The organism is Sinomicrobium pectinilyticum, from assembly GCF_003725735.1.
Taxonomy (GTDB): Bacteria; Bacteroidota; Bacteroidia; order Flavobacteriales; family Flavobacteriaceae; genus Sinomicrobium; species Sinomicrobium pectinilyticum.
This window is the reverse complement of the sequence record NZ_RJTM01000102.1, coordinates 56297-74950: the sequence shown is the minus strand read 5'-3', so window position 1 is coordinate 74950 and position 18654 is coordinate 56297. Positions and strand designations below refer to the sequence as shown.

Annotated in this window: 13 protein-coding genes; 10 read left to right on the top strand and 3 right to left on the bottom strand. The window is 44.9% G+C overall.

Going from position 1 to position 18654, the window contains the following annotated elements; translation table 11 throughout:
- The first annotated feature begins 58 nt into the window (after window positions 1-58).
- From ED312_RS14830 to clpX, 9 genes are all read left to right on the top strand, one after another.
- Window positions 59-1123, top strand: a complete 1065-nt coding sequence (locus ED312_RS14830; RefSeq protein WP_123216800.1) for a SusE domain-containing protein — start codon at window positions 59-61, stop codon at window positions 1121-1123.
- A 93-nt stretch (window positions 1124-1216) separates the two neighbouring features.
- On the top strand, window positions 1217-2653 hold the full coding sequence (locus ED312_RS14825) for an alpha-amylase (RefSeq protein WP_123216799.1): 1437 nt from the start codon (window positions 1217-1219) through the stop codon (window positions 2651-2653).
- 341 nt (window positions 2654-2994) lie between these two features.
- Complete coding sequence (locus tag ED312_RS14820) at window positions 2995-6078, top strand: SusC/RagA family TonB-linked outer membrane protein (RefSeq protein ID WP_123216798.1); 3084 nt, start codon at window positions 2995-2997, stop codon at window positions 6076-6078.
- Between the two features lie 10 nt (window positions 6079-6088).
- The gene (locus tag ED312_RS14815) at window positions 6089-7606 is read left to right on the top strand and encodes a RagB/SusD family nutrient uptake outer membrane protein (RefSeq protein ID WP_123216797.1); all 1518 of its coding nucleotides are present in this window, start codon (window positions 6089-6091) and stop codon (window positions 7604-7606) included.
- Window positions 7607-7733: 127 nt separating this feature from the next.
- Window positions 7734-9818 carry a TonB-dependent receptor family protein gene (locus ED312_RS14810; protein WP_123216796.1) on the top strand — a complete coding sequence of 695 codons (2085 nt, stop codon included), beginning with the start codon at window positions 7734-7736 and terminating at the stop codon, window positions 9816-9818.
- A gap of 147 nt (window positions 9819-9965) precedes the next feature.
- A complete protein-coding gene (locus ED312_RS14805; RefSeq protein WP_123216795.1) occupies window positions 9966-10322 on the top strand; it encodes a phage holin family protein in 357 nt (118 codons plus the stop codon).
- A gap of 333 nt (window positions 10323-10655) precedes the next feature.
- Window positions 10656-11978 carry a trigger factor gene (gene tig, locus ED312_RS14800; protein ID WP_123216794.1) on the top strand — a complete coding sequence of 441 codons (1323 nt, stop codon included), beginning with the start codon at window positions 10656-10658 and terminating at the stop codon, window positions 11976-11978.
- A gap of 81 nt (window positions 11979-12059) precedes the next feature.
- Window positions 12060-12734: an ATP-dependent Clp endopeptidase proteolytic subunit ClpP gene (gene clpP, locus ED312_RS14795; RefSeq protein ID WP_123216793.1), complete on the top strand. Its 675-nt coding sequence runs from the start codon at window positions 12060-12062 to the stop codon at window positions 12732-12734.
- A 149-nt stretch (window positions 12735-12883) separates the two neighbouring features.
- Window positions 12884-14116: an ATP-dependent Clp protease ATP-binding subunit ClpX gene (gene clpX / locus ED312_RS14790; RefSeq protein WP_123216792.1), complete on the top strand. Its 1233-nt coding sequence runs from the start codon at window positions 12884-12886 to the stop codon at window positions 14114-14116.
- A 113-nt stretch (window positions 14117-14229) separates the two neighbouring features.
- Here clpX and ED312_RS14785 read toward each other — a convergent pair whose 3' ends face one another.
- Window positions 14230-15786 (bottom strand): GH3 auxin-responsive promoter family protein, encoded by a 1557-nt coding sequence (locus ED312_RS14785; RefSeq protein ID WP_123216791.1) that lies wholly within the window; start codon window positions 15784-15786, stop codon window positions 14230-14232.
- 65 nt (window positions 15787-15851) lie between these two features.
- Here ED312_RS14785 and ED312_RS14780 point away from each other — a divergent pair, with 65 nt between their 5' ends.
- Window positions 15852-16646, top strand: a complete 795-nt coding sequence (locus ED312_RS14780) for a DUF2797 domain-containing protein (RefSeq protein ID WP_123216790.1) — start codon at window positions 15852-15854, stop codon at window positions 16644-16646.
- Between the two features lie 43 nt (window positions 16647-16689).
- Here ED312_RS14780 and ED312_RS14775 read toward each other — a convergent pair whose 3' ends face one another.
- Both ED312_RS14775 and ED312_RS14770 read right to left on the bottom strand, forming a co-directional pair.
- Entirely contained in the window at window positions 16690-17424 is a 735-nt protein-coding gene (locus ED312_RS14775) for a LytR/AlgR family response regulator transcription factor (protein ID WP_123216789.1), read from the bottom strand.
- Window positions 17421-18647 carry a sensor histidine kinase gene (locus tag ED312_RS14770; RefSeq protein ID WP_240643115.1) on the bottom strand — a complete coding sequence of 409 codons (1227 nt, stop codon included), beginning with the start codon at window positions 18645-18647 and terminating at the stop codon, window positions 17421-17423. Before ED312_RS14770 ends, ED312_RS14775 begins: the two co-directional genes overlap by 4 nt.
- Between the last annotated feature and the right edge of the window lie 7 nt (window positions 18648-18654).

Here is an 18654-nt window from a genome sequence, read left to right as displayed (position 1 = left end):
CATACTCTCCCGGATACCATACCACCACAATTAATACTAACCTAAAAGGACATAAAAAATGAAGACAGCTAAAATCCTCGCCGGACTGATTTTTTCAGGCGGGCTATTCTGGTCCTGCTCAGACGATGACAACAACCCTGTGATGATCCCTTCTGACGAACCGGTCATTACCGCCCCTACATCCGGAACCGGTTATATACTTACAGAAGACAATGCCTCCGAACAGGCAGATCGCTTTGTATGGAACAAAGCGGGGTTCAATGTACCTACGCAAATCAATTACAGCCTTCAGGCCGATATATCTGGTAATGACTTCCAATCACCCGCCATACTGGGAGAAACTACCGCCACACAACTTTCCGTAAGCACAGAACACCTGAACAATTCGGCCTTAACCCTTGGATTACCTTCGGGAGAAGCTTCCGAAATGGAAATCCGGGTAGTAGCATCCGTAAGTGATAATACGGAAAAGCTGATTTCCGAAACTATTCTTGTAAGTGTCACCCCCTATGGTTCGGGCAATACGGGTCCATCATACCTCTGGGTCCCGGGCGGCTATCAGTCCGCCGGAAATTACGGTGGAGACTGGAGCCCGGCCGAAGCACCTCAGCTCCGGTCGCTTCCTTCTTCCGATACGGAATTCGAAGGGTATATCTATTTCGCCGACACATCGGAATACAAATTTACAGCCGCACCGGAATGGGGTAACGGTGAATACGGAGACGGCGGTTCGGGCACATTATTATTAAATGACGGTCCCAATTTATCTGCCCCGGCAGGATATTACCTGCTACACGTAGATACGGAGAAACTCACTTACAGCTTGCTGGATACCAACTGGGGGATCATCGGGGATGCCATTCCCGGGACCGGATGGGACAGTGACCTAGATATGACCTACGATGTGACCGGGAAAACCTGGACCATCACACTTGATCTGCAACCGGGAGAATTTAAATTCCGGGCCAATGATAGCTGGGAACTGGATTACGGAGATGACGAAGGCGACGGTATCCTGGAAAAAGAAGGGACCAACATGAAAATAGATGCAGGCGGAAGTTACACCATAGTTCTCAATTTAAGTAACCCCGGAGAATACACATATACAGTTACCGCAAAATAGACCTTCGTATCCCTGTTGATCGATCACATAAAACGGAATGCGGATACCAACAGGTCCCATTCCGTTTTTTAAAAACCCACCAAACCGAAAATTATGAAAACACCTCACACTGCGCTAAAAAACACAGTTGTTCTTTCTTTTTTAATCCTTACGTTCCTCGCGTGCAGTAGCGATGACAATAATAATTATACCATAGCCCCACCGGAAACCATTCCCAAAAAAGCCGACCTGAGCCATTACGACAATGGCCGACGGGTAATGATGCAGGCATTTTACTGGGATGTGGAACCGCGGTTCGAATGGTGGAACACCCTCTCCGAAAAAGTGGAAGACTGGGCTGCAACCGGTGTAGACAGAATATGGCTTCCCGTCACAACCAAAGGACAGTCGGGCGGATACTCAATGGGATATGACCCTTCGGATTATTTTGATTTCGGGGAATTCGACCAGCACGGCACCATCCCAACCCGTTTCGGCACCAGGGAACAACTGGAAAACCTGATACAAAAGGCACATAATAACGGACTGGAAGTTATCGCCGATATTGTACTTAATCACAATTCCGGTGGCGGGGAAGAATATAATCCCTACCGGGATAAAAATACATACACGCTTTTTGAAACTATAAATGGTAACGCTTCGGGGAAATTCGACCGGAGTTACGAAGATTTCCATCCCAACAGTTTGCATGAGCATGATGAGGAAGCACTTTTCTTCGAGGAACAGGACCTTTGCCATCATCAGCCCCGGGTACAGGAATGGCTATGGAAAGGAGAGAACTCCGTTGCCAGGTACTACAAAAACACGATGAAATTCGACGGCTGGCGATTCGATTATGTAAAAGGCTTCGGAGCATGGGTAGTGAAGGCATGGAATGACGAGGTCGGTGGTTTTTCTGTTGGAGAATACTGGGACGGCCACGCTCCCACACTTGTGGAATGGGTGGAAGCTTCGGGATCTGCTGCATTCGATTTTGCCTGCTTCTATAAACTTGACGAAGCCCTGGACCGCAAAAGCGACCTGAACGTACTCGAGGGAAATATGCTTTGGAAAACCCATCCCGAAAAAGCCGTGACCTTTGTTGCCAATCACGATACGGAAAAAGACGAAAACCCCGAAAATAATATCAGTGCGGCTAACAAAATGCTGGCTTATGCTTATATTCTTACCCATACCGGATATCCTACCGTGTTTTACGGGGATTACGAGAACAACAACTACAAATCGAAATTAAAAAATCTTATTCGTATCCATAACAGTATTGCTACCGGCGATATGGAAATACTGCATCAAAGTGAAGAAGAATATATCATGAAAAGAAACGGTAGCAATGGTAATCCGGGACTCATATTCTATATGAATATCGGTACCGGTAACCGCCAAAGAACCGTCTTATCCAACTGGAAAGAGAAAAAACTCGTAGACTATTCCAACAATACCAGCGCGTGGCTGACTACAGACAGCCAGGGAGAGGTAACAATAGAAGCCCCTGCCCGTGGTTTTGCCATATGGTCGGTTTCGGGAGAGTAATTTCTCCTGTAAGTTACGGAAACTTCCGCTCATTTTCATTAACAATCTTTTTCTGTATTATTTTACGTAAAAAACTGCATAAACCTCTCTGTTCATGTCGTTTTCACGAAATTCCGTTCTCATTAAAAAGCTTAAATTTTTAAGAAAAATTCACTTAAAAGTATATTTTAGATACATAAAGTCAAATAAACCATTATTAATTGAGCATATGTTAAAATATTCAAAGTTATCAACACTACAACGTTTTCGTTCAACAGCAACATGGTGGTATTGAAAATTTCACATAAATTTAACTTTATAATGATTTTTCACGTCGTCAAAACACATCAAAACTACTATCTATGAAAATTAACATTATTAAAAATCTGGCCCTTATTTTTACCATTTTCGTATATGGTAGTACACAGGCACAGATTACCGTATCCGGAACAGTCTCGGATGCCATGGGGCCTTTACCGGGCGCAAATATCCTGGTAAAGGGTACCACCAACGGAACCCAATCGGATTTTGACGGGAATTATTCCCTCGACAATGTGGAGGAAAAGGATATTCTGGTTTTTAGTTACGTTGGGTTCAAAACCCAGGAAATTCCGGTAAACGGGAGGTCAACCATCAACGTTACCATGGTTGAAGATGCCCAGGCACTGGATGAAGTAGTTATCATCGGTTATGGTGAAACAACGAGAAGGGATGCTACCGGATCTGTAGTCTCCGTAAAAGCCGAAGACTTCAACCAAGGGGTTATTGCCGCCCCCGAAGAACTGATACAGGGAAAAAGTGCCGGGGTACAGATCACTTCCTCCAGTGGTGAGCCCGGGGCGGGAATCAATATCCGTATCCGGGGTACATCTTCCGTAAGGAGTAACAATAATCCATTATTTGTAGTGGACGGAATTCCGCTTTCCGGTGACAATACTGCCTCCGGAGGTGCGGATATAGGGCGCGGTTCTTCAGCCTCCAAAAACCCGTTGAATTTTATCAACCCTAACGATATTGCCAGTATCGATGTACTCAAAGATGCTTCTGCAACCGCCATTTATGGTTCCAGAGGGGCCAACGGGGTGGTTATTATTACAACAAAAAGCGGGAAAGGCCAGGAAGGCACCCTGGAATATTCGACTACTACCAGTGTATCTTCCCCTGCTAACGAATACGATTTGCTGAACAGGGAACAATTCCTTCAGGGTATTGATAAATACGGAGGAATTGTAAGTGAACAGGATAAAGGAGCAAACACCGACTGGCAGGATGAAATATCCCGTACATCATTTTCGCATACGCACAACCTCTCCTATTCCAATGGGTACGATACCGGTAACTACAGGCTATCGCTGAGCTATTCTGACCAGGAAGGAATTATAAAAAACTCCTCTATGGAGCGTCTTAACGGAAGGCTGAACCTGAATCAACGCCTCTTCAATGATAAGTTGAAACTGGGGGCACAGATAACCTTTTCCCGGGTGAATGACGAAGCTCCCCTCATTACCGACAATGCAGGTTTTGAAGGAGACCTTCTCGGTGCCACTTACGCGGCCAATCCCACCTGGCCTGCCGATCCCGAATACCAGTTCTCTACTTCCACCCTCAATCCGTTGGCATTGCTGAAATACTACCAGGATAATACACATACGAACAGGAGCCTCATCAACCTCTCTGCTCAATATGACTTTACCGATGAATTCAATGTCAAGGTCAATACCGGTTTTGACAATTCATCTTCCAGGAGAGAAGGCGCACTCTCTCCCTTATTGTTTATGGGGGGAGTATTCGAAAACGGACGGGCTTTTATCTCGGAAGTGGATAACAGCAGTCAATTACTCGAGGTATTGTTCAATTATCGCAAAGAATTCCGGAATTCCAAATTTTCCGCTATGCTGGGGTACTCTTACCAGGAATTCAATACCGATGGCAGAAATTACCAGGGATGGGGTTTCCCGGGCACTAATATGGATAATATGATCAGTGATCTCAAAGTAACGGACAGGAGCATAAGAAATTCCATTGCCGGATCTTATCAGCAATACGGTTACGGCACTACAGGAGCTTTTGTGAACCGTTTGTTCCCCGAAAATGTTACGGAAGAAATTACCGTGTCCGGTGCTCCTATCAGGGCAGCAATTTCGGACTGGTTCGACTATACTGACGAGTTACAATCCTTCTTCGGCCGTTTGAATTATACGCTCAAAGATCGTTACCTGTTTACGGCCACGCTTCGGGCGGACGGCTCCTCCCGTTTCGGGGGTAACAACAAATACGGGTACTTCCCTTCCGGGGCCTTTGCCTGGATATTATCTGACGAGGAGTTTATTCCCGAGGTTTTTTACAACCTGAAATTACGTCTGGGATACGGTGTTACCGGAAACCAGGAAATACCGCATAACCGCTACCAGACCAGGCAGCGATATGCCGGGCTCGGTATTAATGCCAACAGCGGCGAAGTACAACGGGTAGGACTGGATAATGTGGCTTTTGCCAACCCCGACCTGAAATGGGAACAGACACAGCAGTTTAATATAGGTCTGGATTTTGGTTTCCTCGACAATCGTTTGAGCGGATCTGTCGATTTCTATCGAAAAAACACAACAGACCTATTAATGCAGATCATGTCCGCACAACCTGCCCCGCAGGAATTTGTTTACCGCAATCTCGATGCCGATGTTATAAACAAGGGATTTGAAATCACATTGAATTACGGCATTATAGAAAATGAAGATTTTACCTGGGAATTAGGCACCAACCTGTCCTATAATGACAATATGGTAAAAAACTTTGATGGTACCGTAGACACGGGTGGTATAAACGGCCAGGGCCTCACCGGGGCATTTGCACAGCGTATACAGGACGGCCAGCCTTTGTTCTCCTATTTTCTACGGGAATTTTCCGGGTATAACGAAAACGGGTTGGCAGAATACGAAGGAGGAGATATTCAGAAATTTGTAGGTAAAAGTGCCCTACCCAAGTACAACCTCGGTATTTCCACCAACTTTCAGTACAAGAACTGGGATTTGTCCGCTTTCTTTGCCGGTCAGTTCGGACACTATATCTATAATAATACGCGAAATGCATTTTTTACCGCCGGCGCTATAGGAAACGGAAGAAATGTTACCCGGGACGTACTGAGCAGTGAAGAATCGAATCTCAATGCCGCCGACGTATCTACGCGGTTCCTCGAAAAAGGAGATTTTCTCCGGTTACAGAACCTCACCATAGGGCATAATTTCAGGTTTGCCGAAGATTCCAATGTCTTCAAATCTTTCCGTATCTATGCCAATGCCCAGAACCTGTTTGTCATTACCGATTATTCCGGGCTTGACCCCGAAGTAAATACAAACAAGGAACTGGATGGTGTCCCTTCACTCGGAATAGACTATACCTCTTATCCAAGGCCGAGAATATTTACTTTAGGGTTAAATGTAACATTCTAAAAAAGTAATCATGAAAAATTTAAGCAGAAACATTCTCACTATAAGTTGTATCATCCTCATTTTTTCCTGTACCGACCTCGAAGTAGATGAAAAAGACTCCATTGTGATTCCGGATACCGATGAAGGGTTCGGAGGAGTAGACCCGGGTCAAACACTGAATTCCGCATATGTTGATATCCGTAATAGTTTTAACACACAGGAAGCTTTATATGCCCTATCCGAAGTTTCCACGGACGAGGTACTCGTTCCGACCAGAGGTACCGACTGGGGGGATAACGGTGTATGGAGGCTTCTCCATGAACATACATGGGACCCTACTCATCGTGATATATTAAATACGTGGAACAGGCTTAACTCCAACATTTACAGGATCAATCAACTGTTGGCCCCGCAATCCGAGGCCAGTTCACTACAGGCTGCGGAGGGTAAATTCCTCCGGGCGTTCAGCATGTTCCATGTTATGGATCTTTATGGACAGGTCCCCTTTCGTGAAGCGGACGAAGGAGTGGATGTGAACCCCAGGGTATTTACGGCAAGCGAAGCTTTTGATTTTATTATTAATGACCTCAACGAAGCTCTTCCCGATCTTCCGGCCCTTGCCCCCGGCGCAGGGACTATAAAGGCCTCGAAAGCATCAGTTCATTTTCTTTTGGCCAAGTTATATCTTAATAAACATATATATAAAGGAACCGAAAGTCCCGATCCGGCAGATATGACCAGGGTTATAGAAGAGGTCGATGCCATAGCAGCAGATGGTTTTGAATTACAGGAAGGCTTTTTCGATATCTTTAAAAACGATCCGGACAATGAGACCATATGGTATACGGATGCTTCGGTAGGCACCAGGATGTGGCCCGGACTACATTACCATCAAGTTGTACCTGACAATACTTCGGGCGGCTGGAACGGATTCTCCACCCTGGCGGGACTCTTCGATCTTTTTGAAGGCCCGCCCGACACCAACGCAGAAGGTTCCGGACAGGAAGAACGCAGAGGATATGTACCTGCCAAGGGTATCGGGTATGGTTTCCTTCTCGGACAACAATATGCCGCCGACGGGACACCTCTGAACGACCGTGCAGGTAATCCGTTGGTATTTACCAGGGACTTTCCGGCATTGGTAGGTAACAATGAAAGAACAGGGATAAGAGTACTGAAATATCACCCGAGTAATGGTGCACAAGCTACCGGAATGATTATTTTCCGTTATTCCGATGCACACCTGATGAAAGCAGAAGCCATACTGAGAGGCGGATCTTCCGGTGAGGACGCAACGGCACTTATAAATGAGCTTCGTGCCATAAGAGGGGCATCTGCATTCAGTTCAGTCGATCTGCCGGAACTGCTCGATGAAAGAGCGAGAGAGCTCTATACGGAAGGCTGGAGGAGAAACGATATGATCCGCTTCGGCGTATTTACCGACACCTGGGAATTCAAAGAAAACACCGAAGAATTCCGTGTTCTCTATCCCATTCCAGCCACCGCTCTGGTGTCTAATCCGAACCTTGTTCAAAACACCGGATATTAATACCGCAAAATACCGTTTTTACCACTGATTTATTTTGAATTAAAAAAGAAGGTTGTCTCAAAAGGCGACCTTCTTTGTTTTACATCGTTCTTGTTTTATTTTATTATTTTTATGGCAAAACCCCCGAATGAAAAAGAAAATCAAAGCAGCTCTCCTTTCGGTTGTAGTATGGTCCCTTCCTTTTATTTCCGGCGCCCAGGATAAAGAAGCAACCCGCCTAGAAGAAGTCGTTGTCAGTTCGGATTCTCTTTCTGTCATACAAAAGGACAGTTCCCTGATTACTCCGGTCCCCATTACTACCCGCCAGCAACTGGAACAGTACAGTCCTGTGGACATAACCTGGGCCATAAACCAGATTCCCGGCGTTTACATGCTCTCTGGAGGGATGAATGTAAACCGTATTACCATAAGAGGCGTTGGCGCCCGGACACCTTACGGAAGTAACAAAGTAAAGGCTTATCTGGATGATATTCCCATTACCAATGGTATAGGAGAAACTTCCATTGAAGTGTTTGATCCCGAAAGCATAAGCCAGGTTGAGGTTATCCAGGGACCGAAAGCCGTGACTTACGGGACTAATCTCGGGGGAGCACTTCTGCTCCGGTCCATGACCCCCTCAAAATCATACATCCGGAATAGTTTTACTCTCGGTTCATATCAACTGCTGAAAAATACCACCAACGCCGTTTATGCCGGAGAAAAACTGTCGGTCAACCTGAACTACGAGCACCTGGAAACCGACGGATACCGCGAGAACAGTGCTTATCGCCGTAATGCGGTATTACTGAATACCTCCTATCGGTTTAATGACAATAATACCCTTACTGTCCTCTTTAACCAAATAGATTACAATGCCTATATCCCCAGTTCCATAAGTAAGACTGTTTTTAAAGAAAACCCGAGACAGGCAGCCTCCAACTGGCTCGAAGCCAAAGGCTACAAAAACAGTAAGTCTACCCTCGCAGGGCTGAGCTACACACATCGTTTCAGTCCCGGTCTTCAAAATACCACCAGCGTTTTTTACACCTATCAGGATCATTATGAACCCCGTCCGTTTGATATCCTCACCGGTTTTACGAATGGTTACGGTATACGGAGCACATTCCGGCAGGACTTCTCTTTCCGGGAGGAAAAAGCAACACTACGTCTCGGCACCGAAATGTACAAGGACGTATATAACTGGCAAACCATAGAAAACCTGTACCAGGAAAATAACGGGCAGGGGACCCTAGAAGGAGAACAGTTAAGCAACAATAAAGAATACCGGAACCAGCTGAACCTCTTCGCTTCTCTTACGCTCCCTCTGGCGAGGGGGCTCAAGGTGCAACTGGGGTTAAATGCCAATTTTACATCCTACAACTTCCTGGACTATTACAACAGCGGAGCGGAAAATACCAGTGCCTCCCGTCGTTTCGATCCCATTCTGGCGCCTTCGCTCAATATAGATTACAGCTATAATGCACATACGCGCTTTTATGCGAACATAAGCCGCGGGTTCTCTTTTCCCGGCACGGAGGAAACCCTTACTCCGGAGGGCGTAATAAACCCTGAACTGGGCCCTGAAAGAGGAATGCATTACGAAGCCGGCATAAACCTGAAGCTACTGAAAAACCGCCTTCACCTGTCCGCAGCAGCATACATTATGAATATCAGGGACCTGCTGGTGGCACAGCGTGTGGGAGAAGATCAATACATCGGGAAAAACGCCGGAAAAACCGAGCATAAAGGCGTAGAGATCACGGCGGAATATCATCTCCCTGTTACCCGTAACCTCGCGATTGTACCATTTATTAATACTTCCCTGAATGACCACCGTTTTATCCGCTTTATCGACGGGGACAATGACTATTCCGGCAATAACCTTACGGGCGTACCGGATAATAAGACCAACGCCGGAATACGGATACTACACCAAAGCGGACTGTATCTTTATGTCAACTACCAATATGTCGGGGAGATCCCTCTTACCGACGCCGGCTCCCTGCACACGGATTCTTATGGGGTTGCCCATGCAAAAGCAGGGTACAGAAAAGAGATTTCGGAGAAATTCATCCTCGACGTCTCCGGCGGTATCAACAACATTGCCGACAGAAATTATGCGCAGTCCGTGCTGATCAATGCCGTGGGATTCGGAAATTCCGAACCACGGTTTTACTACCCCGGCCTTCCGCAAAATTTCTACGGGGGGGTTCAGTTGCGCTATATGTTATAAAACATCGAAGAGAGAACGCACCGAATAGCAATAAAACGAGAGAAATTACTTATTTTTGTTAGTACCCGACATGCTTAAAAGAAAATAACCGACAGAAAAACAGACCGAAAAGGTTCTTTTCGCTGTTTTCTGAAAAAAGAAAAAAATATGAATGTTCTCTTAAGAGTATTGCTGACCGCCCTGGCCGTGGTAGTCATTGCACAAATACTTCCCGGGGTAAGTGTGGACAGTTATCTTACTGCTGTCCTCGTTGCCGTTGTACTGGCCCTCCTGAACCTTCTTGTAAAACCGATACTCATTATCCTTACCCTGCCCATCACCATAATTACATTAGGGCTATTCCTACTTCTAATTAATGCAGTGGTAATTTTAATTACCGACAGCCTTGTAGGCGGATTTCATGTAACGAATATCTGGTGGGCGTTGTTGTTCAGTCTCCTGCTTTCCTTCCTGCAATCTATCCTGCATTCCTTTCTGAAAGAAAACACAGACCGTACCAGATAAAAGCATTGCGTAGTATCATTCCGGACAAGCCGGGAGAATATTCCTGAGCTCATCGGGTATTCCCTGCTTGTCCGCGATACCGGAAACATCGTCCGCTTTCCCTTCATCCTTTTGTCCTCTGCCATAAACATATGGATCCCCTGGCACAGCATCTCATATCCTGCCTGCCTGTCCTCTTCCCTTCCGGAACACAGGCATCCCCTCTGTAAAAGCCCGAATTCCGCCGAAAAACCCGCTCTAAAATTCAGACGCTCAAAAAGTTGGTTAACATTGCAAAATGTTCTAATTTTGCACCCTGTTTTAGATGCCATGTTAATTTATTAAAGCGAATAAATGGATATTACAAGAGAGCACATAGATGAGTTGAATGCAATAGTAAAGGTTGCTATCAGCAAGGACGATTACAGTGACAAGGTAGCTACAGTCCTTAACGATTACCGTAAGAAAGCGAACATTCCCGGTTTCAGAAAAGGGCATGTACCGCTTGGATTGGTGAAGAAACAATACGGAAAAGCGGTTTTGGTAGATGAGGTAAACAAACTTTTACAGGATGCGCTTGATAAGTATCTGACCGAAGAAAAACTGGATGTTCTGGGCAACCCGCTCCCTAAGGCACAGGAAGGTTTTGACTGGGATGCTGAAAATTTTTCTTTTGAATTCGAGCTGGGACTTGCTCCCGATTTTGAAGTAAACCTTAAAGGGAAAAAAGCGATAACCAGTTATCAGATCGTTGCAGATGACAAAATGCTTGACGAACAGATAGAGCGAATTCAGAAACAATACGGAAAACTCATTTCCAAGGATACGGTCGAAGAAGGTGACGAAATCACCGGAACTTTTACCAGTGAAGAAAAAGAAATAGAGAACAAGGCAACTTTCTCTCTTGATAAGATAAAAGGAAAAAGAAACCTCAACAAGTTCACCGGAGCTAAAGCCGGGGATGTTCTGGAGTTGAAGAGCAAAAGCCTCTTTCAGGACGATCATGACCTGATGCACTTCCTGAAAGTGAGCCACGATGAAGTTCATGACCTTGACATCACTGTAAACTTTACCATTGAGGAAATAAACAAAAGAGAGCCTGCGGAACTCAACCAGGAACTCTTTGACAAGCTTTTCCCAGCGGGAACAGTGAATTCCGAAGAGGAACTGCGTGCCAGGATCAAAGAAGATGCCGAGAAACAATTCGAACAGCAGGCAGATCAGAAATTACTGAACGATGTGACCGAATACCTTGTAGAGAATACCAAATTTGACCTTCCGGCCGAGTTCCTGAAAAAATGGATACAGCAAACCGGTGAGGACCCATTGACAGAAGATCAGGCAAGCGAAGAATACGAAAAATCCGAAAAAGGCCTGAGATACCAGCTTATCGAGGGCAAGATTATCCGCGACAACGAACTGCAGGTAACTTTTGACGAGCTGAAAGACTTTGCCAAAGAATTTATCAAAATACAGATGGCACAGTTCGGACAAACCGATCCTTCCGAGGAAGAACTGGACAGCATTGCCGCCAGGATACTTTCCAACCAGGATGAAATAAAACGCCTGTCCGAGCAGCTGATGAGCAAAAAGCTGCTCAGCCTTTATAAAGAAAAAACAAACCTCAAGACTAAAGAAGTTACGTACGAAGACTTCGTCAAAGAGGTTTACCAATAGTCCGGAAAAACAAATAAAATAACTATATTTAAGGCGTTAAATTCACTTGATTTAACGCCTTATTATATAAAATGAAAAACTATGGATTATAAAAAGGAATTCAAAAAATACGCTATACAGCATCATGGGGTAAATAGTATGTATTACGATAAGATCGTAAGCAGAATGGCCCCGGTAAGCATGACCCCGAACATTATAGAAGAGCGCCAGATGAACGCTGTGGCGATGGATGTATTTTCGCGCCTTATGATGGACAGGATCATATTTATGGGGACTGCGATAGACGATCAGATAGCTAATATCATACAGGCACAGTTATTGTTCCTTTCCAGTGTTGATTCTTCAAAAGACATTGAAATATATATCAACTCTCCCGGAGGAAGCGTTTATGCAGGTCTCGGCATTTACGATACCATGCAGTTCATCAAGCCGGATGTAGCCACTATCTGTACAGGTATTGCAGCTTCCATGGCAGCCGTATTGCTTTGTGCCGGTGAAAAAGGAAAAAGGAGCGGTCTTACACACTCCAGGGTAATGATACATCAGCCTCTGGGAGGTGCGCAAGGCCAGGCCAGCGATATAGAGATCACCGCAAGGGAAATCCTGAAACTAAAAGATGAGCTCTACAAGATCATCGCCAATCACTCCGGGCAACCCTATGACAAAGTCAACAAGGACAGCGACAGGGATTACTGGATGAAAGCAGACGAGGCCAAGGAATATGGTATGATCGACGAAATACTGGCCCGAAAATAAAAGAGGGTGACCTCTGCTTCCGGGCCTTAAAAACATCAACAATATAAAGGCCCCGGAACAAACGAAAACCTTTGCCCCGCGGTTTTCCTATAATAAATCACAGCCCTGTTCCCTTGCGGGAGCAGGGGTTGCACACTAAAAAATTGGTTATGGCTAAAGAAGAATTAGAATGCTCATTTTGCGGAAGGAAAAAACCGGAAACCAATCTGCTTATTGCAGGGTTGGATGCACATATATGCGACCGGTGTATTGAACAGGCCCATAGCATTGTTCTGGAAGAGATCAAACAATCCCAGTCGGAAGAACTCTCTGCTGAACTCATACTAAAAAAACCGCAGGAAATAAAATCCTTCCTGGACCAGTATATCATAGGACAGGATTTTACCAAGAAAGTAATGTCGGTTGCAGTATACAACCACTACAAAAGGTTGTTACAGCCCACTTCCAAAGATGATATCGAAATACAAAAGAGCAACATCATCATGGTAGGACAGACCGGTACGGGAAAAACCCTTATGGCCAGAACCATTGCCAAAATGCTCAATGTACCCCTGGCTATTGTAGATGCCACCGTACTTACCGAAGCGGGATACGTGGGAGAAGACGTGGAAAGTATCCTTACCCGGCTGTTACAGGCAGCGGATTACAATCTGGAAAAAGCCGAAAGAGGTATCGTCTTTATAGATGAAATCGATAAAATCGCCCGGAAAAGTGACAATCCGTCCATTACACGGGACGTATCCGGAGAAGGTGTACAACAGGCTTTGTTGAAACTGCTGGAAGGAACGGTTGTAAACGTACCACCGAAAGGCGGAAGAAAACACCCGGACCAGAAGTTCATTGAAGTGAATACGGAAAATATCCTGTTTATTGCGGGAGGTGCTTTTGACGGTATAGAGAAAGTGATCACCAAACGCCTGAACATGCAGGCCATAGGATATAATGCTTCCAGGGAGGAAGAGGTTATAGACGAAGAAAACCTGTTGCAGTACATCATACCGAAAGACCTGAAAGAGTTCGGGCTTATCCCGGAAATCATAGGAAGGCTTCCGGTACTCACTTACATGGACCCTCTGGATGCCAAAGTACTGAGAGCTATACTCACCGAGCCGAAGAATGCCATCATAAAACAGTACAGCAAACTCTTCGACATGGATGATATAGAATTCAGCATCTCTAACGATGCCCTTGATTTTATCGTGGAAAAAGCGATGGAGTACAAACTGGGAGCAAGGGGACTGCGTTCGCTTTGCGAAACCATACTAACAGACGCCATGTTTGAACTGCCGAGCTCGGACGAAAAAGCACTTGAAATAGACCGTCAATACGTCCACGAAAAACTCGCTAAGGCCAAAGTAAGCAAATTAAAAGCTGCTTCATAAAGAAGTCCTGTATTATATTTCGGCTTCAAAACAAAAAGGAGCCGCCTGAGACTCATACTGTCACTCCGCTCGGGACGACAGAAAATGATATCTTCAGGCGGCTCCCTGATTTTTTAAATATTTACCCCTCTGTTTCCCGGCATCGGTCCGGTGAAGGAGCCATTCATTCCCAGCATTTCTTCCAGATAATCTCTTTTATTGGACAGCCTGGGTACTTTATGCTGTCCACCGAGTTTGTTATATGTTTTTAACCAGTCGTAGAACAGGCCTTGACGGGCAATGTTTATCTTCGGCATATTAAGCGTCATATTGTTATAGCGCTTTGCTTCGTAATCCGAATTCAGGGATTTCAGACCTTCGTCGAGCAATACCGTAAATTGCTCCATACTGCTCGGGTACTTCCGGAATTCAATAAGCCATTCATGCCCCCCCTTTTCCTTCCCCTGCATAAATATAGGGGCAACCGTATAATCCACGATCTCACAATCTGCCGATTTACAAGCTTTTTTCAGGGCCTCTTCCGTATTTTCTATAATCAGTTCTTCGCCGAACACATTAATAAAATGTTTGGTACGTCCCGTCACTTTAATACGGTAGGGATTTGTACTGGTAAAACGTACGGTATCGCCTATAAGATATCGCCATAATCCGGCATTGGTCGTTATTACGATAGCATAGTTCTTCCCGGTTTCCACTTCCCACAGCGGAATGGCTTTCTGACGGTCCGTACCGAATGTATCCATAAGGATGAATTCATAGAAAATCCCGTAATCGAGCATCAGTAGTAATTCATCGGAATTGTTGCGGTCCTGAATGGCGAAAAAGCCTTCGGAGGCGTTGTATATCTCATAGTATTTAAAAGAATCCCTCGGAAGCAGTCTTTCATACTGGTCACGGTACGGGTTAAAACTCACACCGCCGTGGAAATACACCTCCAGGTTAGTCCAGACCTCGAAGAGATTATCCTTTCCCGTTTTTTCCAGCACCCGGTTGAGCAATACCAGCATCCATGAAGGCACCCCCGCAAAGCTAGTTACATTCTCCTGAACGGTTTCGGTAATAATAGCCTCCAGTTTTGCTTCCCATTCGCTCATCAGCGATATCTTATTGCTCGGCGTGCTGTTCATTTCCGCCCAGAAAGGGAGGTTATCTATTATAATGGCAGACAGGTCCCCAAAAAAAGTGTTGTTGTCCTCATACAGCGATTTACTCCCCCCCAGCCTCAGGCTTTTTCCTGTAAACAGTTTGGAATCCTCATTGTTATTGAAGTAAAGGGAAAGCATATCTTTTCCGGCTTTAAAATGGCAGTCCTCAAGGGATTCGGTGCTGACCGGGATAAATTTGCTTTTCGCATTAGTCGTACCGCTGCTTTTGGCAAACCACCTGATCGGTGTAGGCCAGAAAACATTGTGTTCCCCCCTTCTCGACCTTTCTATGTACGGTTCTATATCCTCATATTTGTTGATAGGGACATTTGCCCTGAAACTTTCGTAGGTAGTTATGGTTTCAAACCCGTACTTCTTCCCTATATCCGTGTTTCTTGCGGTTATAAGTAACTGATTTAACAACTCTACCTGAACCTCTTCCGGATATTTCAGGAAGAGTTCCATCTGGTAGAACCTTTTTTTCAGCCACCAGGAAGCTATGGAATTAAACAACGGAATCGGCATTTTTTGTGTACTTTTACAGTCCTTTTCTATATTGACAGGGAATAAAAATACTAAAAAACTTTACCATGTACCAAGGTGTCCTTATAAAAATGAAGACCGAATTTACCAGCCCTATAAACTACTACCTGGTTTTCAAAAATGACTTTATCCATATGAATCAGCTTTTGGACAAAGAAGTAAGGTTTTCTTTTGTTTCCTACGAGTGCCTGAACTGTCATCTGGACAAGCCCATATACCGTCAGGGCTTCTGTAAAAGCTGCTTTTACGAAACCGCTTCTGCCGGAGACTGGATCATGCGGCCCGAACTGAGCAAGGCCCATCTGGATGAAGAGGACAGGGACCTGGATTACGAAAAACAGGTGCAGTTACAGCCACATGTGGTATACCTGGCACTGTCCAGTGAAGTAAAAGTGGGTGTAACAAGGAAAGCACAGGTGCCTACCAGGTGGATAGACCAGGGGGCACACCGGGCCATAGAAGTTGTGGAAGTGCCGAACCGCTACCTCGCCGGAATAACCGAAGTTGCCCTGAAAGAGCACATGACCGACAAAACCAACTGGCGGAAAATGCTCACCAATACCCTGGCAGACGCCGATCTTGTACTTGAAAAGGACCGTCTCGACGATTTTCTTCCGGAAGAAGTAAAACCATATTACCTGGATACCAATCAGAAGATCTACTCCATCGATTATCCGGTACTACAGTACCCGCAAAAGGTAAAAAGCCTCAATCTTGACAAAACCCCGGAATACTCCGGAAAATTAAAAGGGATCAAAGGGCAGTACCTCATCTTCGAAGACAGCACGGTATTCAATGTAAGAGGAAGCGAAGGGTATGTGGTAAATATTACCGTAAGCTGATTTGCGAACAGGATGCCGATATGGTGTTAAATCGTAAATTTACCTAGAGGCCCAGTCGCTCCATAAAAGCGGTCTTATAACTTTCTCCTATCGGGATCCGGTTATCATTGATGATAACCTTGTTTTTCTGGACAGAACGGATATAACTTACATTAACTACAAAAGACTTGTGAATACGTAAAAACTGTTCTTCCGGAACTTTCTCCAGAAAATCCCCGAAACTCAACAGGGTCAGAACGGGTTTATTAACCCCGGCAATGTGAATTTTAAGATAGTCTTTAAGCCCTTGTATATAAACAATGTCATCTATATTCAATTTTATATTTTCATAATCGGCTTTTACAAAAATGTATCCCGTCTGCCCGTCCTGCACTCCGCAGGAAGGTGAAATATGGGGTAGTCTCATGTTTTTCTCTTTCTCTTTAAAACTCATCAGTTCTTTAGCCCGTACTACCGCTTTTACAAAACGGTGATAGGGAATGGGCTTTACGAGATAATCTACCGCGTTCAGTTCAAATCCTTCAATAGCATACTGCGAATAGGCCGTAGTAAAAATGAACATGGGTTTATTGTCCATGGAATGAATAAAATCGATTCCGCTTATCTGTGGCATTTCAATATCCGAAAATATAAGATCTACCTCCCTTTCTTTAATAACTGCTATGGCATCAAGGGCATTGGTATAGGTACCCACGACCTCCATAAACTGTATTTTTTCGCAATAGCCCTTCAGGACATCGATAGCCAGGGGTTCATCATCGATAATTACACATTTCATTTTTTGTCAAATTTTAGGGTTAGACTCACTGTAAAAGTCTCTCCGTCATCCACTATGTCCAGTGTATGTGAATCCGGATACAGCAGGTTAAGCCTGTTCCGGATATTCTGTAATCCTACCCCGGAACTCCTGCTGTTCTTCTTATACCTCCCAATAATATTCCGGACATAAAAATGAATGGAACCCTCCTTTATGGAAATCACGGTCTTTACTACGGTCCTTCCCTTGTAGTCGGTGCCGTACTTAAATGCGTTTTCTATAAATGAAATAAACAAAAGCGGCTGTATTTTCTTATCCCTTTCATTTCCGTAAATATTAAGTGTTACCTGTTCGCCGTCCGAAAGCCGGAGTCTTTGCAGTTGTATATAGTTTTTAATATACTCCAGTTCTTTGCCCAAAGGTACCATGTCCCTGTTGGCCTCATACAACATATACCGCATAAGGTCCGAAAGGGTGATTACCGCTTCCGGCGTATCGTTGGACTTTTTAACCGAAAGCGAATAAATACTGTTGAGGGAATTGAACAGAAAATGCGGATTGAGCTGTGCCTTTAAAAACTGCAGTTCTGAAGTGATCTTTTCCGATTGAATCTGGTTGCGTATCGTCTCCCCTTTTTTCCACTCCATATATATCTTAATGGCCGCACCGATAACAAAATACATACCAACTACTGCCGCTGCCCTGAGAGACATTAAAAGCCGAAAGCGCCACATATCTGCCCCCTCCGCATGTATTGCCGGAGCCGCCCTACGAAATCCCTGCCTTATTATCGGGCGCAGTGTATCCCGGGGCATTATATTTTCACTTGCTCCCGATCGAACCGAATCAGCTGCCGCAGGAGGAGTGTGAAAAATGCTATCCGTCGCGGTAAGGTCGTCTGCCGGATCAAACCTCTTGACTATGGTTACTGCTCCCAAGGGTGGCGCATCGATCCCACCGATCAGTACTACGTTAAATACTATAATGGACAACGAGATAAGAATGTATTTCCAAAGCTTTTTCTTTAACAAAAATTTTGGGACCAGGTAAGCGTAATTAAGGTAAAACAAACCTATGTTCAACAGGGTACGATATAGTGTTCTGTAGAGAATTTCTTTCGGAACATATCGTATTTCGGAGTACACCTGATAATTGAGCAATATAAAGAAAACCCCCCACACAGCAACATGTATGGCAATCTCCTTCAGGTTTTTCCTGTTTAGAACCCTCGCAAGAATCCCCATCTTCGAT

Coding starts and splice junctions, on each gene's coding strand:
- ED312_RS14830 (WP_123216800.1), top strand. CDS start 59: ATGAAGACAGCTAAAATCCTCGCCGGACTGATTTTTTCAGGCGGGCTA.
- ED312_RS14825 (WP_123216799.1), top strand. CDS start 1,217: ATGAAAACACCTCACACTGCGCTAAAAAACACAGTTGTTCTTTCTTTT.
- ED312_RS14820 (WP_123216798.1), top strand. CDS start 2,995: ATGAAAATTAACATTATTAAAAATCTGGCCCTTATTTTTACCATTTTC.
- ED312_RS14815 (WP_123216797.1), top strand. CDS start 6,089: ATGAAAAATTTAAGCAGAAACATTCTCACTATAAGTTGTATCATCCTC.
- ED312_RS14810 (WP_123216796.1), top strand. CDS start 7,734: ATGAAAAAGAAAATCAAAGCAGCTCTCCTTTCGGTTGTAGTATGGTCC.
- ED312_RS14805 (WP_123216795.1), top strand. CDS start 9,966: ATGAATGTTCTCTTAAGAGTATTGCTGACCGCCCTGGCCGTGGTAGTC.
- tig (WP_123216794.1), top strand. CDS start 10,656: ATGGATATTACAAGAGAGCACATAGATGAGTTGAATGCAATAGTAAAG.
- clpP (WP_123216793.1), top strand. CDS start 12,060: ATGGATTATAAAAAGGAATTCAAAAAATACGCTATACAGCATCATGGG.
- clpX (WP_123216792.1), top strand. CDS start 12,884: ATGGCTAAAGAAGAATTAGAATGCTCATTTTGCGGAAGGAAAAAACCG.
- ED312_RS14785 (WP_123216791.1), bottom strand. CDS start 15,786: ATGCCGATTCCGTTGTTTAATTCCATAGCTTCCTGGTGGCTGAAAAAA.
- ED312_RS14780 (WP_123216790.1), top strand. CDS start 15,852: ATGTACCAAGGTGTCCTTATAAAAATGAAGACCGAATTTACCAGCCCT.
- ED312_RS14775 (WP_123216789.1), bottom strand. CDS start 17,424: ATGAAATGTGTAATTATCGATGATGAACCCCTGGCTATCGATGTCCTG.
- ED312_RS14770 (WP_240643115.1), bottom strand. CDS start 18,647: ATGGGGATTCTTGCGAGGGTTCTAAACAGGAAAAACCTGAAGGAGATT.